4 protein-coding genes and 1 pseudogene are annotated in these 5,927 nt (G+C 61.2%); all 5 read right to left on the bottom strand.

Features of this window, described 5'->3' with window-relative positions:
• Positions 1 to 180, bottom strand: a pseudogene (locus tag EOA33_RS39780) (hypothetical protein); the annotation flags it as partial.
• 115 nt (positions 181 to 295) lie between these two features.
• On the bottom strand, positions 296 to 2,266 hold the full coding sequence (gene asnB / locus EOA33_RS21335; protein ID WP_127406501.1) for an asparagine synthase (glutamine-hydrolyzing): 1,971 nt from the start codon (positions 2,264 to 2,266) through the stop codon (positions 296 to 298).
• 88 nt (positions 2,267 to 2,354) lie between these two features.
• Entirely contained in the window at positions 2,355 to 3,203 is an 849-nt protein-coding gene (locus EOA33_RS21330) for a class I SAM-dependent methyltransferase (protein WP_190234326.1), read from the bottom strand.
• Positions 3,200 to 4,219 carry an NAD-dependent epimerase gene (locus tag EOA33_RS21325; RefSeq protein WP_190234325.1) on the bottom strand — a complete coding sequence of 340 codons (1,020 nt, stop codon included), beginning with the start codon at positions 4,217 to 4,219 and terminating at the stop codon, positions 3,200 to 3,202. The genes EOA33_RS21330 and EOA33_RS21325 overlap by 4 nt, the downstream gene beginning before the upstream one ends.
• A gap of 32 nt (positions 4,220 to 4,251) precedes the next feature.
• Entirely contained in the window at positions 4,252 to 5,529 is a 1,278-nt protein-coding gene (locus EOA33_RS21320; RefSeq protein WP_127406498.1) for a nucleotide sugar dehydrogenase, read from the bottom strand.
• Positions 5,530 to 5,927 lie beyond the last annotated feature (398 nt).

The following is a 5,927-nucleotide window of genomic DNA, read 5'->3' as shown; positions in this document are numbered from 1 at the left end:
TGACCAGAGTGCGCCGCCATGGAAGACGAAACTCACGACCGATCCCAGGACGGGCGGTGAAAAGAAGCAGGCAGCCGAAAAGCAGATATTGATGTTCGCGGGCGTAAATCGGCGCCGGAGCGTCGCAAACGGGATTAGAGCCTGCCTTGGGAGTTCATGGGCGGTCCGCAGATCGTTCAAAATGGTTCCCGTCTCGTATTGCAGCCTCTTCGCATTGGACGGTATAGCGGCTGAGCAGAGTGCTCGATAGATCGATAATGCGGTCGACGCTCCGGTGATTGTTCCGCGTTGTCGGTTATGCCGCGGCAGCGGTCGAGCACATCTGCTGGGCTTCCCGCCAGGATTGAAACATCAAAACATCCCAAAGCAGATACTGGTTATTGCGCTGGCCCGAAAGGTGCTCGGACCAGGCGCGCCGGACGGAATCGGGACGGAAGAGCCCGTCTTCCCGAAGCCGGCGTTCGTCGAGAAGCGCTTCGGCCCAGTCGCGCAGCGCGCCACGCAGCCAGGCGTCGATCGGGACCCCGAACCCCATCTTGGGACGCTCGACGAGTTCGCGCGAGACATGTTTGTAAAGAAGTTGCCTCAGTGGCCACTTCGTTTGGTTCCCCGCGCGCAGGACGGAAAGAGGCAATGACAGTGCGAAGCTTACGAGGCGGTGGTCGAGGAACGGCACTCGGGTTTCGAGACTGACCGCCATGGCCGCGCGATCGACCTTGACCAGAATGTCGTCCGGCAAATAGCTCATCATGTCGAGATACATCATCTGCTCGACGTTGCCCGACAGCACCGGAAGCGGTTCGAGTCCCGTCAGCATGGTAGGGGGCTCGATCCCGCCCGGAAGGAGTTCAGCGGGTTCCCAATGCGAGCAGAGACGACGATATACGTCGTTCATGCTTCCCAGCGAAAGGACCGACGCCGCCTTATGGATCTTGTCGCCGACGCGCGCGCGGCGGAGGCGTTGCGGCAACAGGGGCATGATGCCGGCGGCTACATTGTTGTAGAGACCGGGCGACGGCAGAGTCGCCAGCCCCGCTGACATGCGGCGCAAGCCGATCGGGATGCGCGAAAGCTTGTTCCAGAACGCATCGGCGAGCGCATATCGGGTGTATCCCGAAAACAGCTCGTCTCCGCCGTCGCCCGACAGCGCAACGGTGACGCTGCCGCGCGCGAGCTTGGAAACGAGGAAAGTCGGAATCTGCGACGAGTCCGAGAAGGGCTCGCAATAGATGCCAGGCAGCTGCGGCACGACATCGAGCGCGTCCCGCTCGCTTAGATAGAGTTCCGTATGATCGGTGCCGAGCTGGCGGGCCACCTGCTCGGCGTGGTGGGCTTCGTTATAGCCAGCTTCGGAAAATCCGATCGTGAACGTGCGCACCGGGCGCGGGCTGATCGACTGCATGACCGCCACGATCGCGGAGGAATCGATGCCGCCCGATAGGAAGGCGCCGAGCGGCACGTCGGCGATCATCTGTCCTTCGAGCGAGCGGCGAAGATGGCGCTCGAGCTCATCGACCGCCTCTTCGGGGCTTCCCTGAAACGGGTCCCGACGGCCCTGTTCCGCAATCTCCTTCGCGCTCCAATAGCGCTCGATGCGCGGCTCCCGCATGCTTTCGGAAAGGACCAGGAAGTGACCCGGTCTCAATTTCCTGATGCCCCGATAGATGCTGTAGGGCGCGGGGATGTAGTTGTGTCGCATCAACAGCATCAGCGCGTTCCGGTCGATTTCCGGGCGCCAATTTGGCAGCGGATGAAACGCCTTGGGTTCCGAGGCGAACGCGAACGCCTTGCCAATGCGGCCGTAGTACAACGGCTTCTCTCCCAGGCGGTCGCGCCCAAGCACGAGCGTCCTCTCGCGCCGGTCCCAAAGGCCGAACGCGAACATGCCGACGGATAGTTCGAGGGCCTTCCTCAGGCCCAACATTTCGATCGCGGCAAGAAAGACCTCAGTGTCGGAATGCCCGCGCCAGGCATGATCGCCATGCTTCCGGTCGAGGAGCGCTCGCATGTCGGCGTGATTGTAGATTTCCCCGTTGAAGACAATGACAAAGCGGCCGCTGTGCGAAGCCATCGGCTGCGCGCCAGCGGACGCCAGATCGACGATTGCCAGCCGGCGCTGGCTGAGAGCGACGCCGGCTTCGGCGTCGGTCCAGACGCCGTCGCCGTCCGGTCCGCGATGCCGGATCATGTCCGCCATGCGGCGCGCAGTGAAGGCGCCGCTGCTCGTCGCGGCCGCTCCTCCGACAATCCCGACAATACCGCACATTCAGCGACAACGCTCCATCATGGCCACGCGCGAGTCTTCACCTTCAATCCTCTGTGCGGCGAACGCAGCCGGAAGAAAACCGCAGCGGTCAGCAATGCGTCCTTTCGAAACACCATTCGCCACAGCCCGTGCCGAAAAGGCCGACGCCGGCCTTCACGTTGAACCGGTCCTTCGTTCGGAAACTGAGGCTCTCGACCACGGCCTCCAGCTCCGCGGCCGATGCTGACTGGTAAGGATATCCGCCAAGCCAGTCGTCGACGTCCGCCAGGAATTCCATGCCGCGCCGTTCCTGGTAATTGCGGACGAAGGAGAAAGCGTCCCGGTGGCGCAGCGTCCTCGCAAGCATGTAAGCGGAGACGAAGAGCGCTTTCACTGGCGGCCGCAACCATCGCTGGGAGGAATAAAGCCTCTTTTCGGCCGTCCAGAATCCGCAAAGAGGCGTTTTCAGGTAGATCGCGATGGCGAGGCGGCCGCCGGGGGCGACAAACTCAGCGGCGTTGCGAATGGCCGCCCACATGTCGCCCGTATGGTGCAGAACGCCCCAGGAATACACGACGTCGAACGTCTCGGACGGAAGGGAGTCCTTGTCGAGAACGTCACCCCGCCTGACGCGCCAGTTCCCGTCGGGCGCAAACTGGGAGAGGACGGCATTCGCCGTTTCGACGCAATCGACGTCGTAATCGAGCGCCAAGACTTTCCGCGCGCCCAGCCGGAGAGCCGCCGCCGAATGCAGGCCTGATCCGCAACCTATGTCAAGAAAAGTCCGGCCTTTCAGGTCGCCAACAAGACGGCGCAGGTCCTCGCAAGCATGATCCAGGTGCTCTTCCTCGAACCGCGCGGCCAGCTCGGACCAGTTCCGGCCGAAATCATAGCGTGCTTCCATTGGCGCTCCCCCTTGGCCATGCTGCTCGCAGATCGAAGAATCGCTCCCGGTCATACCTGGTAGAATTCCCGATACCATTCCACGAAACGCGGAACGCCGACCTCGACCGATACCGTGGGCCTGAAGCCGGTCGCCTCCTCAAGCGAGCTGACGTCGGCGTACGTCGCCGGAACGTCGCCAGGCTGGAGCGGCATGAGGTTGCGGATTGCCTTTCTGCCCAGCGCGTCCTCGAGCACTTCGATCAATCTGTTCAGCTGAACGGGCGAGTTCCCTCCGATATTGTGGATCCTGAAAGGCGCGCTGCTGGTCGCTGGATCGGGCGCCGCACTTCTCCATTCCGGATTGGCGGTTGCGGGACGTTGCATGACGAGGACTAGGCCTTCGACGATGTCGTCGATATAGGTGAAGTCACGCTGCATGCTGCCGTGGTTAAAGACATCGATCGGCTGGCCAGCGAGTATAGCCCTGGTGAAGATGAACAGGGCCATGTCTGGCCGCCCCCATGGGCCGTAGACGGTGAAGAAGCGCAGTCCCGTCGTCGGCGTTCCAAACAGATGGCTGTAGGTGTGCGCCATAAGCTCGTTGGCCTTCTTGCTTGCCGCATAGAGGCTGAGCGGATGGTCGGCTGAATCGTGAACGGAGAACGGCATGCGGGTGCTGCCGCCGTAGATCGAGCTGGACGAGGCATAGACCAGATGGCCAACCGAGGCGTGCCGGCATCCTTCGAGGATATTGAGAAAGCCGTTGAGATTGCTTTCCGCATAGGCGTGCGGATTGGTCAGCGAATAGCGCACGCCGGCCTGGGCCGCGAGATTGACGACGATCTCCGGCGCGGTTGACAAAAACAGCGCTGAAATACGGTCGCGCTCCGTGAGATCGACATGCTCGAACCGAAAGTTGGCAAACCCGTTTAGCCGATCCAGTCGCGCCCGCTTCAGGTTGACGTCGTAGTACTCGTTCATGGAGTCAAGTCCGACGACCTGCCGGCCATCGGAGAGCAGTCTCTGACAGAGATGGAAACCTATGAAGCCGGCTGCGCCGGTGACCAGAATCGGCCTGCTTGATGTCAAAACATTTCCTCGAGGTTCGATTCAGATCGAGCTCACAGGCTCCAGTACCTTATGTTTTCGGGGATCTCCTCGGGCTTGATCGCTGACTTGACGTCGAACAGCGTTCCGCCTGGCCTGATCATGTCGAAAATACGGGATTTTTCCCGTGAATAATGTTTGTGCGGCACCGCCAGGACAAGAGCATTCAGATCGGTCATGTCCTCGATCGGCAGGATTGTTTCGCCATAGTCGCGGCGGGCGGTCTCGGCATCGGCGAGAGGATCGTGGACTTTGGGGGCAAGGCCGAACTGCCGCAGCTCCCTCACCATGTCGAAAACCCGGCTGTTACGCAAATCCGGAACATCCTCCTTGAAGGTCAGCCCGAGAATGCCGACGGAAGCACCTTTCACGGGCATGTCCGAACGGATGAGCTGCTTGACGACCTGCTGGGCGACGAAGGCCCCCATGCCGTCATTGATGCGGCGACCGGCGAGGATGATTTGAGGATGGTAGCCCTCGGCCTCCGCCTTGGCGGTCAGGTAATAGGGGTCAACGCTGATGCAGTGTCCTCCCACGAAGCCGGGCTTGAAGGGAAGGAAGTTCCATTTTGTCGACGCGGCATCAAGGACGTCCTGCGTCCGAATCTGAAGCCGCTCGAAGATCATGGCAAGCTCGTTCATCAGCGCGATGTTGAGGTCGCGCTGCGTGTTTTCGATCACTTTCGCCGCCTCGGCCACCTTGATCGACGGGGCCCGGTAGACGCCGGCGTCGACGATCCGGCCGTAAGCGGCCGCCACGCGCTCCAGCGTCTCGGCATTTTCTCCGGAGACGACTTTGATGATCCGTTGCAACGAGTGCTCCCGGTCGCCGGGATTCGCCCGTTCGGGTGAATAGCCAAGCGCGAAGTCGTTGGGGTGCCGCAGACCGGAAGTTCGTTCGATGATCGGTCCACAGAAGTCTTCGGTCACGCCTGGGTACACCGTCGATTCGAACACGACGACCGCACCTTTGCTTACCGCTTCGCCGACGATTTCGGACGCCAGCGCTAGAGACGCAAGATCAGGGGCCCGGTTGACGTCGATCGGGGTCGGCACGGCGACAACGAAGAAAGTGGCTCCTTTCAGCGCCTCGCGGTCGGTCGTAAGCACAATCGAGGAGTCCCTGAGCGACGACGCGTCGACCTCCCCAGTCCGGTCGATGCCGTCGCGCAGCTCGCTGACCCGACGCTCGCTGATATCGAAGGCGACCGTGCCCGGAAAAACCTTGCCAAAGGCGACGGCCACGGGAAGGCCGACGTAGCCGAGGCCGATTACAGCAATGCGTTCGGACATGCACCGACTTCCTTGGCTCGCTTATGCTCGATGCGCTTGTATGGCAGGCTGTGAGCGAATTCAACGAGTCGCGGTGATGAATACAGAAGTCTCCACCTAAAACTCGACGGACAACATTGCTTTTGGCCCTGAACGTCTTGATCGATGCTGTGGAAAACCCGCCCCAGAATTGGTTTGCAAGGCCAGAAGACTTACAAGGGCGAGTCAGCCGGCAATCAGCCTGGGAAGATCGATGCATGAACCGTTTCCTGGTCATCGTGAGCGAACCAAAGTCCCTTGCAACTACCCGAGGACATCTTCTTCTTGCGCTGCGCACTGCCGGCTATCGGGTCCATGCTGCAGCGCCCTTTGACGCGACTACCGTTCGCTGGCTGGGTGAAAACGGCATCCACTATCAC

The sequence above is a fragment of the Mesorhizobium sp. M4A.F.Ca.ET.050.02.1.1 genome, assembly GCF_003997725.1.
Lineage (GTDB): Bacteria > Pseudomonadota > Alphaproteobacteria > Rhizobiales > Rhizobiaceae > Mesorhizobium.
This window is presented reverse-complemented; position numbering and strand designations above follow the sequence as displayed.